Annotated in this window: 13 protein-coding genes and 1 pseudogene; 8 read left to right on the top strand and 6 right to left on the bottom strand. The window is 63.8% G+C overall.

All coding sequences use genetic code 11. The features are described 5' to 3' along the window. Positions 1-56 precede the first annotated feature (56 nt). Positions 57-314 carry an MBL fold metallo-hydrolase gene (locus CA984_RS03535; RefSeq protein WP_242675713.1) on the bottom strand — a complete coding sequence of 86 codons (258 nt, stop codon included), beginning with the start codon at positions 312-314 and terminating at the stop codon, positions 57-59. Positions 315-495: 181 nt separating this feature from the next. Between CA984_RS03535 and CA984_RS03530 the strand changes: the two genes are divergently transcribed. Beyond that, positions 496-2,763 carry a catalase gene (locus tag CA984_RS03530; RefSeq protein WP_086567991.1) on the top strand — a complete coding sequence of 756 codons (2,268 nt, stop codon included), beginning with the start codon at positions 496-498 and terminating at the stop codon, positions 2,761-2,763. A gap of 83 nt (positions 2,764-2,846) precedes the next feature. Next, positions 2,847-3,002 (top strand): hypothetical protein, encoded by a 156-nt coding sequence (locus CA984_RS45835; RefSeq protein WP_165781085.1) that lies wholly within the window; start codon positions 2,847-2,849, stop codon positions 3,000-3,002. Positions 3,003-3,063: 61 nt separating this feature from the next. Here CA984_RS45835 and CA984_RS03525 read toward each other — a convergent pair whose 3' ends face one another. Beyond that, positions 3,064-3,954: an aldo/keto reductase gene (locus tag CA984_RS03525; protein WP_086567989.1), complete on the bottom strand. Its 891-nt coding sequence runs from the start codon at positions 3,952-3,954 to the stop codon at positions 3,064-3,066. An 11-nt stretch (positions 3,955-3,965) separates the two neighbouring features. Beyond that, positions 3,966-4,904: an NAD-dependent epimerase/dehydratase family protein gene (locus tag CA984_RS03520; protein ID WP_086567986.1), complete on the bottom strand. Its 939-nt coding sequence runs from the start codon at positions 4,902-4,904 to the stop codon at positions 3,966-3,968. Positions 4,905-4,974: 70 nt separating this feature from the next. On the opposite strand from CA984_RS03520, the gene CA984_RS03515 reads away from it, so the two are divergent. Then, positions 4,975-5,889 (top strand): LysR family transcriptional regulator, encoded by a 915-nt coding sequence (locus CA984_RS03515; RefSeq protein ID WP_086567983.1) that lies wholly within the window; start codon positions 4,975-4,977, stop codon positions 5,887-5,889. Between the two features lie 18 nt (positions 5,890-5,907). Then, the gene (locus tag CA984_RS47010; protein ID WP_423229280.1) at positions 5,908-6,054 is read left to right on the top strand and encodes an aldo/keto reductase; all 147 of its coding nucleotides are present in this window, start codon (positions 5,908-5,910) and stop codon (positions 6,052-6,054) included. Positions 6,055-6,170: 116 nt separating this feature from the next. Here CA984_RS47010 and CA984_RS03505 read toward each other — a convergent pair whose 3' ends face one another. Together CA984_RS03505 and CA984_RS03500 are read right to left on the bottom strand one after the other, a co-directional pair. Continuing rightward, entirely contained in the window at positions 6,171-6,587 is a 417-nt protein-coding gene (locus CA984_RS03505; protein ID WP_086567977.1) for an HIT family protein, read from the bottom strand. A 997-nt stretch (positions 6,588-7,584) separates the two neighbouring features. Next, a complete protein-coding gene (locus CA984_RS03500; protein WP_086567974.1) occupies positions 7,585-7,902 on the bottom strand; it encodes a hypothetical protein in 318 nt (105 codons plus the stop codon). 61 nt (positions 7,903-7,963) lie between these two features. Here CA984_RS03500 and CA984_RS03495 point away from each other — a divergent pair, with 61 nt between their 5' ends. Then, positions 7,964-9,367, top strand: coding sequence for an NsdA family TPR-like regulatory protein (locus tag CA984_RS03495; RefSeq protein ID WP_479725527.1), 1,404 nt, complete (start codon positions 7,964-7,966; stop codon positions 9,365-9,367). An 88-nt stretch (positions 9,368-9,455) separates the two neighbouring features. Here the strand turns inward: CA984_RS03495 and CA984_RS03490 are convergent, their stop codons facing one another. After that, a complete protein-coding gene (locus tag CA984_RS03490) occupies positions 9,456-9,701 on the bottom strand; it encodes a replication initiator (RefSeq protein ID WP_086567971.1) in 246 nt (81 codons plus the stop codon). Positions 9,702-10,238: 537 nt separating this feature from the next. On the opposite strand from CA984_RS03490, the gene CA984_RS03485 reads away from it, so the two are divergent. The 3 genes and pseudogenes from CA984_RS03485 (at position 10,239) to CA984_RS03475 (ending at position 15,415) form a co-directional block, all read left to right on the top strand. Then, positions 10,239-11,051 carry a hypothetical protein gene (locus tag CA984_RS03485; RefSeq protein ID WP_133061525.1) on the top strand — a complete coding sequence of 271 codons (813 nt, stop codon included), beginning with the start codon at positions 10,239-10,241 and terminating at the stop codon, positions 11,049-11,051. Between the two features lie 264 nt (positions 11,052-11,315). Continuing rightward, positions 11,316-11,882 (top strand): annotated as a pseudogene (locus CA984_RS03480) (aldo/keto reductase); the annotation flags it as partial. 500 nt (positions 11,883-12,382) lie between these two features. Then, positions 12,383-15,415 carry a restriction endonuclease gene (locus CA984_RS03475; RefSeq protein WP_133061524.1) on the top strand — a complete coding sequence of 1,011 codons (3,033 nt, stop codon included), beginning with the start codon at positions 12,383-12,385 and terminating at the stop codon, positions 15,413-15,415. The last annotated feature ends 253 nt before the right edge of the window (positions 15,416-15,668 follow it).

The raw sequence follows: 15,668 nt of genomic DNA, 5'->3' as shown, positions 1-15,668 counted from the left end.
CCAGGTGAGGCCGGCCAGGCCAGACAGATCAGGCCATGCGGGTCAGGCCAGGCAGGTCAGCGGCCTGCCTCCGTTGAACTCCACCATCTCGAGCATCGCGGCGGCGAGGTCGATCGGCTCCCTGAGCCCGTCGAGCGCCGCGATCGAACCTGGACCGAGCCCACCATCACGAACGGCGTGCCGCCGTTGAAGACCAGGTCACCGGCGGACAGCAGCGCCCGCTCAGGGATCCACACGATCGAGTCGTTGGTCGTGTGCGCCGGGCCGCCGACGTGCCGCACCTCGCAGCGCAGCTCGTCGGAGTGGACGGTCACCCCGTCGGTGCAGATGAGGAGCTTCCGCCGCTCCAGCGCCTTACCCCAACTCAGGCTCTAAACATTCCCGACCTGCTGCTATATCCCGTTTTCCGAGGACTGCGCGCCGAAGCCCTGGGTATTCGCACAACGCTGCCCAAGGGTCAAGCCCATGAGTTGCGCAGCGCGAGGGGGAACGAACATGGAAAAGTCCCATCCCATCAAGGCGGCGGTGGACAAGGTCGTGGACACGGTGTCCGGCAGGGGCGAGCGGGCCGAAATCCCGGGGGTGCCCAACAGTGAGCCGCCGTCGCTGGAGCAGCCCACCGAGCCGAGGGAGCCGCTGCCGCCCAAGCCCGACCAGCGCGGACCTGACACGTTCTCCCCGACGGGCCAGCCCACCGGTGTGCCGCAGGACAAGGTCGCCCAGGAGGGCGCGTACCTGACGACCGCACAGGGTGTGCGGCTGCGGGACACCGACCACTCGCTCAAGGCGGGCCCGCGCGGCCCGGTCCTGCTACAGGACCACCACCTGCGCGAGAAGGTCATGCACTTCGACCACGAGCGCATCCCGGAGCGCGTGGTGCACGCGCGCGGCGCCGGCGCCCACGGCGTGTTCCGCTCCTACGGCACCGCCGCGAACGTCACCCGGGCGGGCTTCCTCGCCGAAGGCGCCGAGACAGCGGTCTTCGTGCGCTTCTCGACTGTGCTCGGCTCGCGGGGCTCGGCCGACACCGTACGCGACACGCGCGGCTTCGCCACCAAGTTCTACACCGGCGAAGGCGTTTTCGACCTGGTCGGCAACAACATCCCGGTGTTCTTCATCCAGGACGGGATCAAGTTCCCCGACATCATTCACGCCGCCAAGCCGCACCCTGACCGGGAGATCCCGCAGGCCCAGAGCGCGCACGACACGTTCTGGGACTTCGTGTCCCTGCACACCGAGGCGACGTTCCACACGATGTGGAACATGTCCGACCGGGGGATCCCGCGCTCGTACCGGATGATGGAGGGCTTCGGCGTCCACACCTTCCGGCTGGTCGACGCCCAGGGCAAGACGACGCTGGTCAAGTGGCACTGGAAGCCCAAGCTCGGCGTGCACTCCCTGACATGGGAGGAGGCGCAGATCATCGGCGGCGTGGACCCGGACTTCCACCGGCGCGACCTCGCCGATGCGATCGAGTCGGGCGCCTTCCCCGAGTGGGAGCTGGGCATCCAGATCTTCCCCGACACGCCCGACCAGATGTTCGAGGGCATCGATCTGCTGGACTCGACCAAGATCGTGCCGGAGGAACTGGCGTCGGTCCAGCCGGTCGGACTGCTGACGCTCAACGCCAATCCGTCGAACTTCTTCGCCGAGACCGAGCAGGTCGCCTTCCACACCGGCCACCTCGTACCCGGCATCGACGTCACCGACGACCCACTGCTGGCCGCGCGGCTCTTCTCCTACCTCGACACGCAGATCACCCGGCTGGCCGGGCCCAACTTCGCGCAGATCCCGATCAACCGGCCCCACGCACCGGTCAACGATATGCTGCGGGACGGCTTCCACCAGTCGGCCGTGCACCGGGGCGTGGCGCCGTACAAGCCGAACTCGCTGGACGGCGGCTGCCCGTTCCACGCCGGTGCGGCCGAGGGTGCCTACGTCGAGGTGCCGCTGGAGGTCGCCGGTCGCAAGGTGCGCGAGGCGCCCGCCTCGTACGCCGACCACTTCAGCCAGCCGCGCCTGTTCTGGCGGAGCCTGTCGCCCGTCGAGCGCGAGCACCTCGTCTCCGCCTACACCTTCGAGCTTTCCAAGTGCTACGAGCAGGCCGTCAAGGAGCGCACGTTGCACGTGCTGGCTGAGATCGACCCGGTGTTGTGCGAGCAGGTAGCCGACGGGCTCGGGCTGCCCGCGCCGCAGCCGTCCCAGCCACCGGCCGCCCACCTGCCGTCGAGCCCCGCGCTGTCCCAGGTCGGCCGGGAGTGGCCGGTCGACGGACGGATCATCGGCATCGTGGCCGACGACAGCAGCGACCTCGGCGTGGTCGGGGCCGTCCGCCAGGCCGTACTCGGCGCCGGCATGACGCCCCTGATCATCGCCCCGAAGGGGGGCATGCTCGGTGGCTCGCTGGCGGTACAGCGCACGTTCGCCACCGCGCGTTCGGTCGAGTTCGACGCGATCCTGCTGGCGGGCGCGCCCGTACCGGGCAAGGACGCGTACGGGGCGCGCGACGCCAAGGCCGGTGACGCCGCCGGTGCGGGCGTGGACCCGCGCGTGGCGCTCATGGTCGGCGAGGCGTACCGGCATGCCAAGGTGCTCGGCGGCTGGGGGGCTGCGGAACGGGCGTTCGTCCAGGCGGGCGTGCCCGCGTCGGCCGCCGGGGTGGTCCTCGGCGACGACGGCGAGGCGGTGCTGCGCGACGCGGTCGCGCTTCTCGCCCGCCACCGCGTATGGGACCGCTTTCCGCCCGCCGCCGAACTCACCTGACGCGGTCGGTGGCATCGGCAGAACACGGCGGTCCGCGCCCGGCAAGCACGAGCCCGAGGTTCCGGACTCGTAGGACGCGGCACGTGGTCGATGACCTCCGGTCCGCAGACCCCGCCGTGGCCGGGCACGACCGTCTCGGCGTTCAGCTCCCTGAGCCCGTCGGGCTGGATGTAGGCGTAGACGCCGTCGGAGACCTGCTGGACGCGGGCGGGAGGCAGCGGGTGGTCGTGCCTGGATGAGCTCATGGCTGGAATTGCCGTGTGAGGGCCCGGTCGGGGGCGTCAGGATCAGAAGGTTCGGTCAGGATGTCCCGGCCGCCTCCAGCCGGGCGATCTCGTCCGCGTCGAGCGCCAGGCCGGCGGCGGCCGCGGAGTCACGGATCGTCTCGGGGCGGCTGGCCCCGGGGATGGGGATGACGGCCGGAGACCGGGCGAGCAGCCAGGCGAGGCAGACCCGCTGCGGGCTCACGCCGTGCTCGCGGGCGACCTCGTGGAAGGCGGCGTAGGCCGGGTCGGGCGCGCCGGGACGCGATCCGCCGTCGAGCGAGCTGCGGGAGATCCCGCCGAGCGGGCTCCAGGGCAGGAATGCGATGCCCAGCTCCTCGCACAGGCGCAGCTCCGGCTCGCCGGTGCGCAGGGCCGGGGAGAAGCGGTTCTGCACCGATGCCAGCCGGTCGCCGAGGATGTCGCGTGCCTGGCGGATCTGCCCGGTGCCGACGTTGGAGACGCCGGCCATGCGGATCTTGCCCTCGTCGAGCAGCTCGGCCAGCGCGCCGACGGAGTCGGCCCAGGGGACGGCGGGGTCCGGCTTGTGGAGCTGGTACAGCCCGATCGCGTCGACGCCGAGCCGCCTGAGCGACGCCTCACAGGCCCGCTTGAGGTGGTCCGGCGAGCCGTCGACCGTCCACGAGCCGTCGCCCGGCCGGCCCCGGCCCCCCTTGGTCGCGACGAGCACCGCCCCGGCGTCGTCGCGGGCGGCGAGCGCGCGGGCGACCAGCTCCTCGTTGTGACCGGCCTCGCCGGCGTGCCAGTGGTAGGAGTCGGCGGTGTCGATCAGCGTGACGCCGGCGTCGAGCGCGGCGTGGATCGTGGCGATCGCCCGGCCCTCGTCCGGCCGTCCCTCGATCGACAGGGGCATGGCGCCCAGTCCGACGGCGCCGACGGGGACGGCGCCGATGTGGCGGATGTGCATGGCGGAGGACCTCACAGTGCTTCGGAGCCGACGCCGGACAGTGCTTCGGAGATGACGCCGGGCAGCCAGTCGCCGGTGTGCGAGAAGGCGAAGCCGAGCCGGCCCGCCCGGCTGTTGTCCATGCCGTAATAGTGGCCGAAGGAGTACGGCGAGGCCCCGGCGCCCTCGCCGATCTCGTAGACCGGCCGTACCCCGAGGCGCGCCGCGATCCGCTCGCACAGCTCGATGACGTCGAACTCGCCGTGGGAGCGGGCGTTGACGGCGCCGGTGAAGCCGGCGCCCGCCGCCCAGTACAGGAACTCGGCGATCTCCCGGTCGTGGACGAACGACGACGGGTGGGGCTCGCGGTGGACGGCGACGGGACGGCCGGCGCGGATGCGCCCGGCGTAGTGCTCCAGCCGCCCGGTGAAGTCGGCGGGGCCGCCGCCCATCACGTGACCGGAGCGCACTGCGGCGAACGGGAACACGGCCTCGCGGGCGAAGACCGCCTCGGCCTGCCGCTTGCCCTCGCCGTACCGGGCATCGCGGAACGCCTGGTCGTGCCAGGGCAGTTCCAGATCCACCGGCCACCGCAGCGGGTCGACGGCCTCCTCGGCCAGCGGGGCGCCCGGCACGGCCGCCGGAACGTCTCCGGTCGAGGCGTGGTCGTAGACCTCGATGGTCGAGGTCATCACATACCGTCCGGTGCGGCCGGCGAAGACGCGCGCGGCGACGGCGGCCTGGCGCGGCGTGCCGCACACCTGGTCGACGACCACGTCGAAGTCGCGGGCGCCCAGCGCCGCGGTGAGCGCCCGCTCGTCGTCGCGGTCGGCCACGAGATGGGTGACGCCCGGGGGCGGCGCCTGCGCGCCCCGGTTGACCAGCGTGACGTTGACACCGGCATCACGCAGTCGTAGTACCAGGCGCCTGCCGAAGTAGCGGCTGCCGCCGATGACGCATACCTCTTTCATGCCTTCAGCCTGTCGGTATACGGTCCTAAGCGGAAGTGGTGATCTACTTAACCGGCTGTTAGGAAAACTGATGATCGACGTTCAGCGGCTGCGGATCCTGCGCGAGGTCGCCCTGCACGGCAGCTTCAGCGGGGCCGCCGCCGCGCTGCTGCTCACACCGTCGGCCATCTCCCAGCAGGTCGCCACCCTGGAGCGGGCGCTCGGCGCGGCGGTGGTCCACCGCAGCACCCGCGGGGTGGTGCTCACCGAGCCGGGACGGCTGCTCGTCGAGGCGGCCGAGACGATCTCGGCCGAGCTGCGGCACACCCAGGAGCGGATCGACCGGCTCACGAGCGGGCGCACGACCCTGACGGTCGCGACGTTCACCAGCGGCGGCCGGTACCTGCTGCCCGCCGCGCTCGCCCGGTTCGCGGCCGGCCACCCGGACGTCGAGCTGACCGTGCTGGAACGCGAGCCGGAGGACAGCCTGCCGATGGTCCGCGAGGGGCGGGCCGACCTCGCGCTGGCCTACCACTTCGACGAGCCGCTGCCGATCCGGCCCGGCGACCGCTCCCGCCTGGTGTGGACTCCGCTGATGGACGACCCGATGTCCGTCGTGATGCCCGCCGGCCACGAGTTCGCCGGCCGCGCGTCGGTGGACCTGGCCGAGGTCGCCGCCGACCGGTGGGTGATGGGCTGTCTCAAGACCGGTGCGTTCCTGCACCGGTACGCCACGCTCGCCGGTTTCGAGCTGCGCGTCGCGGCGAGCACCACCGACTACTTCTTCGCCCAGGTGCTGGTCGCCGCCGGGGTCGGCATCGCGCTCATCCCCCACGTGGCGCTGCAGCCGTCCGCGGAGCTGGCCGTCGTGCCGATCCGGCCGCCGCGCCCCGCCCGATACGTCGGCGTGGCCGTCACGCCCCGGCGTCTGGCGGAGCCGCACGTCGCCGGGCTCGCCGACGCGCTGCGCCTGGCCGTGCCCGGCGCCCCGGCCGCCCGGCCGTGAGCGGTTCCCCCGCCGATCGTGCGGCGGGCCGCCGACGCGGGGGTGACCTTCTTCGACACCGCCGACGTCTACTCCGCCGGCAGCAGCGAGGAGGTCACCGGCAACCTGCTCCGCGAGATCTTCTCCCACCGGACGACTACGTGCTGGCCACCAAGCCCGCAGTGATCGCGTCACCGGCGCGGGTGACCGTCAGGTGATCGCGTTTTCGTCACTTGGCATGTGCGAAAGCGGCCGCAGCCGCTCTTCCTTACCACCCGAGGGTTGGTCGTCCGCCTCCACAGTCACGTGAGCGCCTCTCGGATCAGCGCCGCGTCTTGGTCGAGAAGCTCACGCGAGCGCTTCTTCCAGTCAGCGGTGACCACAACGCCGTCCCCCGGATAACGCGGCACCACGTGCAGGTGGAGGTGGAAGACATCCTGCCCGGCGGCTTCCCCGTCGGCCAACGACAACCTCACCCCGTCACAGCGGAGCCCCGACGCCCGCAACGCAACCGACACACGCCGTGCCGTCCGCCAGATCGCCGCACCGACCGCGTCATCGGCGTCCGCCAACCCGGCCACGTGCACGCGCGGGATCACCAGTACATGACCGACTGTGGCCGGGTTGAGATCCAAGATGGCCACCACGGTGTCATCGTCATAGACGACGCTGGCCTCGGCTCGCCCTGCGATGATCTCGCAGAAGGGGCAGACTCTCATGCGGATCATGATGTCGGTCGCACCAGGTCTGCCGCACCCGGATTTCTCATGACCGCCCACCTGGAACGACGTGTCCGCCAGCCAGGATTTCCCGGGGGCCGCTTACACAGGCGATTGGCGACGTCCTCATGATCGCCTGATGGTGGCCGATCTCCGCACGAGGTCGGGGGTGATCAACGGTCCGGCGCTTCGTCCCTCAGCACCGGCCCACGGGCAGCGGGATACGGCACAGCTCATTCACTGCATGCCTGTCGTGGTCTGCCGGCAGGTTTCCTAGGACAGGCATAGGAAGTCACGAGGAATGATCCGCTCACTCTTACCTGGTGAGCCGTCCGGCATGGGTACGAGGTTGTTGCTTGCTTTCCGCTGCTCCGACCACCGGCCCCAACCGCTTCGCGGCCCCTACGGAGTGCTTCGCATTGGCGCCGGCCGCTCCGCTCCCGCTGATGGTTTCCCCGGCGATGCCGGGTGGTTCCTCCCCCCTCGACTGTCTGACATGCTCGTGTCCCTTGGTGTGCGTCGTCTCCGCCGATGCACGCTGTGGGGGCAACGATGCATCGCGCGCGTGGGGACGCGCCAGAACGGAGCTCAGCTTCAGCCAGGCCGCAAGATCGGCAGCCACCGAGAACGGGAAAGGAACGGGAGCAGGAGTTCCCGGATGACTCCTGGCAGGCGTGGCGACGCCGTCCCTCCAGATCTCACGCCGCCACGCCCGTCTCTACCGGGCTCTTCCGGACAGCAACCCTGTCCAGATCGCCCGAGTCTCATAGGTCGACCGGACAGCGGTCTCGTGTATCTCGTGCCCGCCATCGAGCTGAACGGTCCGGCGAACGAACGCCCGCCCCCTCATACAGCTCATGGACCGTCGCGCGGCAGAAGCAGGTCCAGGCCACCGAGCGCGCCCGCTCCAGCACCGGGTACGGCACGCACCACTCCAACCGCACATGATCACGTTGAAGCATGGCCACGTGCGGGCTCAGGCACTCCTCCAGCACCGTCACAACATGCTTTCCGCGATCAGTTCGGACAGCGAGCCGCTCTCACGGAGATTCGCGTAGCGGAAGGCGACCCGGCGAGCGGCCCGGCGCGAATCCAGCGCCGGATGCCAGGCATAGGTGAAACGGGCGCGCCGGGCGTCCCAGCCGGTGCGCCACCAGAACCGTTCCCCGTCCGACCACACGACCAGGCCCCCCCAGACCGACACCAGTGCCAGCCCGTATCCGTCGTGAACATCGGCCGTTATCCCCTGCTCCTCCAGAGCCTTACGGAGTTCTTCGGCGGTATCGAGCGGCATCATCGAAGCGACGCCGAGCACCCTGCTCTGATGGCCCGCTGTGCCCCTGTTCGCGGGGATCGGAGCGCCTCTAGAGTTGTCCATGGGTCGCACCTCCAATGTGCGATCAAGGGACCCGTACGGCGTGTCAGCGCCTGCGGGTCCCGCTTTTCACGGTCCTCCCATGACATCGCCGGGGATACACGCACCGACAGTGCGAGTAGGGGAGACTGAGGGAGACAGGCGGACCCCCGAGTCCCCCGAGGTGCGCACGATGAGCAACGTTCCAGATTGGGCCGTACGGCTACGCGCCGAAAGGCGCGGCAAGTTGTGGACACAGCGAGACATGGCCAAGCAGCTCGCCGACGTTGCGGACATACGCACCCGCGCCCGTCTGCCCGAGCGGGAATCCCTGATCCGCATGATCAAGGACTGGGAAGCCGGGAGACACCAGCCGAAGGACCCTTACCGGGTGCTCTACTGCCGGGTGTTCGGTGTGAGAGAAGCCGAGCTGTTCGGCGATGACACCGGGAACAGCGCGCAGGGCACGACTCGCTTCGGCGACGAGATCGAAGCGATGGAGCTGGCCCGCCGTGTCGCCGCGAGCGATGTAGGCAATGAGACGCTTGACCGGCTGGAATTGGCTGTTGACGATCTCGCGACCGCCTACCCGCAGACACCACCGGCCGACCTGCTCGAACGAGTACGCCAGCACCTGTCCTACGTCTCGCATCTGGTCGATGCGAAGAAGACACTCACCGAGCATCGCCGTCTTCTCACGGTCGGCGGCTGGTTGTCGCTGCTCGCCTCCACCTGCCATATCGACCTTCGTGAGTTCGGAACCGCCGCAACGTGGCTTCGGACGGCCGCCCAGTTGGCAAGGCACGCCGAGCATCCCGAGATCGCGGCATGGTGCCTGGAGACGGAGGCATGGCAGGCGGTGACCACTGGCGACTACCGGCGTGCCTTGACTCTCACCCAAGGGGCACAGGTCATCGCACCGCGCAAAAGCTCCGCCTACATTCAGGCGACCGCGCAGGAAGGCCGGGTATGGGCGCGACTCGGAGCTGGTTCGGAGACGCGTGACGCACTGACCCGGGTTGCTCGATTGGTCTCGCCCTTGCCGATGCCCGAGCGTTCCGAGCATCACTACCGCTACGACCCCTCCAAGAGTGACGCGTACATCGCGACCACCCTTTCCTGGCTGGGAGACTCAGCCGCTGAACCCTATGCGCGGCAGGTGCTCGCGCGTCTGGAGTCGGCCGCAGATGGACCGCGCCGTCCACGTAGGGCGGTATCCGCGCGCCTTGACCTGTCCTTGGCCCTCTTGGCCTCTGATCAGCCGGACGAGGCAGCGCACCTCACTCTCACGGCTGTGACCAGCGGCCTGTTGGTGCCGTCCAACTACTGGAGGGCACGAGAGGTGATCAATTCCATCGAAGCACACGATGCGCCTCAGGGCGCAGAGCTTCGCGAGGCGTATCAAGAGCTGAGCAGTCTTGAGTGAGGGACGCTTTCGGCAGAAACCATCAGAGGACCTGACCGATCTACTCCTGTGATCGTTCCCGAGTGATCTTGCGAGCCGTGGCGATGCGTTACCGGGCGAGTTCGGCCCAGAAGGGTTCGCCGTGCCGGTGCCCGCTTCCGGCGTAGCGCCACTCGGAGACCGTGAGCATCTTGCCGTCAGCGGGATCCGGTAGGCCGAGGACCAGTCGGGCTTGTTCGGCGCGGTGACCGGCCCGTGCCTGCCGGGGATCGCTGAGGGTCGTGGAGTAGTGGCGGGACTTGGTGGAGAAGTGGCCCCGGTAGGCGCGAAGGATGCAACTCCGTTCACGCGGCATTCCCCCTGCTCACTTTGTCAGGCAGGGAACCGGCATCATGCGCCTCAGCAACGCTGACGTTGAACACAACGGCGACACGTCGCCACTTCTCATCAGACACCAGCGGGGGACCGTTCGGCTTGTTGTCTGCCCCACTCCCGAGCAGACAGGGGTTCAGGTGGACTCCTAACCTCGCGGGTGGATTCACCGCCGCACCTGACGGACAGGACGTCGCGCGCCGACGCCGGGGCAGCCCGAAGACAGCCGTTGGCGTGTGGTGCGCAGCAGCGAGAGATCGGAATGGAATGCAGCAGTCGCGTCCGTAAGCGTCCGACTCTCACCGAGGATTCGGCGGAAAAAGAAAGCAGGCTTGTCACCTTCAGGTAAGACTCAAGACGCCCAGGATGTCTTACAGGTGCATGATCGCTCCAAGTCGGCCGGCTCATGGCCGTAGCGTCGGATACATGATCTAGTAGAGTCACAGCTCCAGACAGTCCGGTATTTCCGAAGAGTGCAGTCCATCTGGCCCGCCGACTTTCATGAGGAAGACAGCCGGAGATGAAGAACGTTCGGTCCCCCTACCGAACAGCGCTCTGCGCCGTGATGATCCTGATTCCGCTGATCGCTGGATGCACGTCATCGAAGGCGGACCCCCGCAAAGATGAGCGAACGCTTGTGGAGCTTGCCCTCAGCGCCTTATCTGTCTCCCGCCCGGATTACGGTTTCAACCCAGCTCCCACAAGCGAGAAGACGGCCGACGGTCTGGTGGTGACGGCAACCGCATATCCCCTCGGCGCCTTCATGGCCGAACGTCCAGGCGACATCCCTGTCTCGGTGACATTCGATCATGACTCAGTGGTCACCCACGTGTCTCCGCTGCCTGAAACCCGTCTGGGGCGAGCACTGAAACTTCTGGGGACCTCGAATGGGAGCGCCGAAAGCGCGCAGGCCATCCGAGAGTTGCTCTCGAACATGGGGCGCGATGTCGAGGTTGTGGCCGTTGCTGAACTCGCCGAGCCCATGACAGAGACCGCAGCCCTGAAAGACGAGGCAGGACTGACCCAACCCCAACGGGCGCTTCTGTCGCCGGGAGGAGACGGACTCCCCCTCGGCAACAGCCTCTACTGCGGCCGCACATGTGACGAGCAGTCCTATACGGCCTCCTTCCAAGAATGGGTGTCCACCCTGCGGCCACAGGACCAGCACACGCTGAAGGCATTCGGTCTGGACCTGAATGCTCTGAGAGCGACCTCTCAGAGAGGGAGGATCCACGGCCTCATCTACGAGAACTACGACGTGCGAACGCTACTGGAGATCTCCAAGAACCCCAGGGTGAAGGCGTTGTACGTGGCGGACATCAACTCCAAGTGAGCTTCCGATGAAGCCGCCGTCTACCAACTGGCGGGCGAACGAAGCATCTGTTCCCAATCGAAGCCTTGGAACTGACCCGCCGCGTCGCCGCCAGCGACGTGGGAGCCGGGACACTTGACCGGTTGGAAACAGCCGTCGATGATCTGCGGCACCTGCCGTACCGCGTCGCTCGGCGAGATGTCAGGACGGCCCCTTCCCGGCGATCTCCGCCGGGACCGCCGGTCGTAGGCTGGGCCCTGGCAGCAGAGATCGGGAGGTTTCACCATGGAATACGTGCGCCTGGGGTCCACCGGCACGAAGGTGTCGAGGATCTGTCTCGGCATGATGAGCTACGGCGACCCCGCCAAGTGGAGCGAGTGGGTTCTCGACGAGGCCGCGGCCGAGCCGATCGTGCGCCGGGCCGCCGACGCGGGGGTGACCTTCTTCGACACCGCCGACGTCTACTCCGCCGGCAGCAGCGAGGAGGTCACCGGCAACCTGCTCCGCGGGATCTTCCCCCACCGGGACGACTACGTGCTGGCCACCAAGGTGTTCTTCCCGATGGGCGAGGGCGTCAACGACCGCGGCCTGTCGCGCAAGCACATCCACTCCGCGATCGACGGCTCGCTGCGCCGTCTCGGCACCGACCACGTGGACCTCTACCAGATCCACCGCTGGGACTCCGAGACCCCGATCGAGGAGACCATGGAGGCCCTGCACGAGGTGGTCCGCGCCGGCAAGGCCCGCTACCTCGGCGCCTCCAGCATGAGCGCCTGGCAGTTCGCCAAGGCCCAGCACGTGGCCGAGGTCAACGGCTGGACGAAGTTCGTGACCATGCAAAATCATTACAACAAGCGGTTCACTTCATGCGGGAAGTTCACCTTGGCCGCCTGAACCCGGTCACTTCTTGATCATTATGGCGACGAAGCCCCGTTGAGCTGCCGATTCACTCCAGGGCACACCGCCTCACCTACCAGCCGAAGGCTTCACGATCAGCGCGAAGGAGCCGATCCGGCGAGGACTTTCATTACATGATCAAGGCCGACCCGCCTATGGCGGCCCGGCGCGCGTAGTGCGATCTGCTGCCCACACTGCGGTTTTCCACTGGTCTCGACCGGCCTCACCCTACGCCTATCACTCCTAGCGACTCTGCATCACCGATGCGATACCTAAGCAATCTAGGTGACTTCCAAGATCATAGAAAAACCCCACCGCGCGCGAAAATCCACATATAAGACATAACTCAATACTCTTACGCTTAACTCATTCATTAACGCAATACGGACACAGAGTGACAGCAAGGGCGGCGAGAGGTCTATCGATAAACCGCCACACGTTGTAATCTGCTATGCGTGCGGATCATAGTTGCTTCGACTGACATAAATGTCCAAGGCGATCTCTTCGCGGAGCGAATGTCGGATGTTGTCCACGCTCTAGGCTACGAGACGCTGTACATGAACATCAATAAACCTGGTCGCGAGATAGACATACACGCGCGCCACCGACTAGAGAACCGGAGCATAGTCGTAGAGTGCAAGGCGCATAACCGGCCGATTTCCGGCTCAGATCTAAATAAATTTGCCGGCATCTTGGAAAGCGAGAGAGTTAAGGATCCTGGCATTTCGGGATATTTCATATCAATATCAGGTTTTACCGCGCCCGCACGGTTACAAGAAAGCGAATTCCCGCGCCCGCGTTTTTTGCTTCTAGGGCCGGACGAGATATACAAGCAGCTAATTGCTGGGCGAATTCTTGTCACCAGAGAACAAGCAGTGTTCTCTGCCGCCAACTTTCTCGAAGCTGATAACAACCTATCGATCAGCGAGAAACCTGTATTAGTAGCCCACCAATCCGGATGGCTATGGCTTATAGAATTCACCAAATTTGGTATTACAGTTGGATTTTCCCTAGTGCATGCCAGCGGGCACTTGGTCCCTACTTCTGCGGCAGAGTCAATAAAGAGCAGCTTGCCGGAAGAATTCAGAACAATAAAAATTTATGCCCCACGGGACCCGGAGGAGTGGGGCAATGAAGATGCTTTTAGCGCATATGCTCAATATGTCCTACAGGAATGCGGATCAATAACGCTTGAAGGCATGCCCGTAGACAATTACGCAAGCACCGCACGACATGACGTTGAGGCATTTTACATAGACATAACTCTTGAAAAAATGCCGACACATCTGGAAGAGCGGCCGCAGGGGAATTTAGCATCTCGCGGCCCAAGAGAGGAAGTTCGTGTTGAGCGACTCGGTGAAATATTAACTGTAGAGAAAAAAATTGCCGTTCTTGCACCACCAGGGTCAGGAAAATCCACACTCATTAAGCGGCTTGCAGTGGCATATCTAGACCCGCATCGGCGCAGTCTAATCGATGACGATCTACCAAGTGAACCGTGGATGCCTATAGTAATACGCGGTCGCGACCTCAAAATAAGCGAGCAGACAACAATTCTCGGATTAATTCACGATATACCCAGAAAAGCGGAATTTCCACAGCTAGATAATAGTTTTCGTCGACTAGTTAACGAAACTATGCGAGCAGGGAAAGCCTTACTACTCATCGACGGCATTGATGAAATAGCCGACGAAACGGCGCGACGTCGTTTCACTACTCAGCTACGCACATTCCTTGCGATTTACCCGAGCGTACGCTTAGTGTTGACCTCTAGAGAAGCAGGGTTTCGCGTCGTAGCGACAGATATTAACTATTGCTGTGTTGTTTATCGTCTTTCGGAGCTAACTGACGCAAATATTTACAAGCTTACGCACGCCTGGTATGCACATGTCGATCCTACTCCCAGAGGAAAAGATTATATCGATCAAGTGGTAAACCGAATAACCGACAACAGTAGGGTTCGGCGTCTTGCCGAAAACCCTCTTCTCCTCACAACTCTTCTTTATGTTCAAAGATGGATCGGCGACATGCCAAAGCGAAGGATCATTCTATACGACAAAGCTATTGAATTATTACTGATGACTTGGAACGTCGAAGGGCACACGCCGCTAAATCTTGATGAAGTTGTTCCTCAATTATCTTATCTCGCTTTCAAAATGACTATTCAAGGTGAGCAACGAGCAAGCTACCATGATATGGAGAAAACTTTTCTAGAAGCACGAAAAGAAATGCCTGAAGTACTAGCCTATGTGTCAACTACTGCAGGTGAGGTAATCAGGAGAGTAGAGCTACGTAGCAGTCTACTCGTGAAGGCGGGTCACACCATAGAGGCAGGACGCCTGCTAACCTCATACGAGTTTCGCCACTTAACGTTTCAGGAGTACTTAACAGCGCGCGCTATTGCTAATGACTGGATCCCTGCATCAATGGATAGAGATCCGGTAGAGCTACTGAAACAACATTTTTCGGATCCCAATTGGAGTGAGGTTATCGTACTCTGCAGCACCCTTCTTGGTAGAAAGGGTGCTGAACTCATTAAGGCACTTGTAGCGTACGTAAATGAAATGATTTCCAGCCAGGAAGAAGAAAACAATACATCCGACCGTATCGATACGCTAGTACACGTGCTTCTTTCCTGCATAAGTGATGAGGCTCAGGCTTTTCCGGAGGACGCAGAAGACGCCATTGATTTAGCCCTGCACTTTAGTTACTACACCCTCGGTATGTACCAAGATATTTTAACAGGCCGCTATGGCGATACAGCTAAGAGTTTAATTATACAACAACTCTCTGATCGCGACGCTGAATATCTAATTAAATATTTCCAGGTCGCTGCCGACGTTTTCGCTCACGAGACCAACGGATTGGACTCCTCAGGGATATCGCAATTACTAACCAACCGTCTCCAGTCATCCTCATTGGCCGAACAGCTATGCGCTATCAGCTTTTTGTTCTCACTTAGTTATCATTTAGATGTAAACGACAACCTGCCGATTAGCTTTTTCGGCGGAAGAGACGCCGTCTTTCAGTACGTCAGCGGAAACGTTGAGCACGTATGCAATTTCCTAATTGAAAGCAAAGATGAGGAACATTTAGTACTGTGCCTGATTTGGGCATTGGCTTGGATGACCGAAACAGTAACACTGCCAGATTCTGTCCTTTTAGATACGGCCTCAACGTTGATTTTCTGGGTTTTAAATAAACCGCTATCTCAGCAAGGCTGGTTTTCTGGATGGGTACTTAGCAATATTCATGGACAACTCAAAAATTTCGGGGACAAACTTTTGTCCGAAATCGATATAGCTATCATCCAGGCATGTCTTAGAAGAAAAGATAAGTTGCCAGAATTTGCCGCTATGGGGATTTCTGCGTTAGCCATAATCGCAGACTGCATAGATAAAGATATTATACGCAACTATATTGATTCCGTCTCAGATGCGGCCGACGAGAGATGGGATAAGATTCGGGGCAGCGTTTCTTCTAGCTAGCTCTCTTTGTAGCGCAAGAAACTTCGCTCGTTATATTGCCGCAAGACTTCCGTTCCCTGGACCTGATGCTCCTCAGTCTTGGCTCTTGCCATCTGTCCGAGGAACCCTCTTAGGTCGTGACAGGCTCCCATTGGCCAGCAGGACGCAGGAGATCAGGTACGGCAGCGCTTTGCACCGTCGCACGGCGGGGCGTGCCCGCCCCCGCCGCGCGGACATCGGGACCGGGCATGCGGCCTGGAGGCCGGTCCCGGCC

This window comes from Streptosporangium minutum, from assembly GCF_002149035.1.
GTDB lineage: Bacteria > Actinomycetota > Actinomycetes > Streptosporangiales > Streptosporangiaceae > Streptosporangium > Streptosporangium minutum.
Note: the sequence above shows the minus strand (reverse complement) of the source record. Positions and strands in the feature narration are given on the sequence as shown.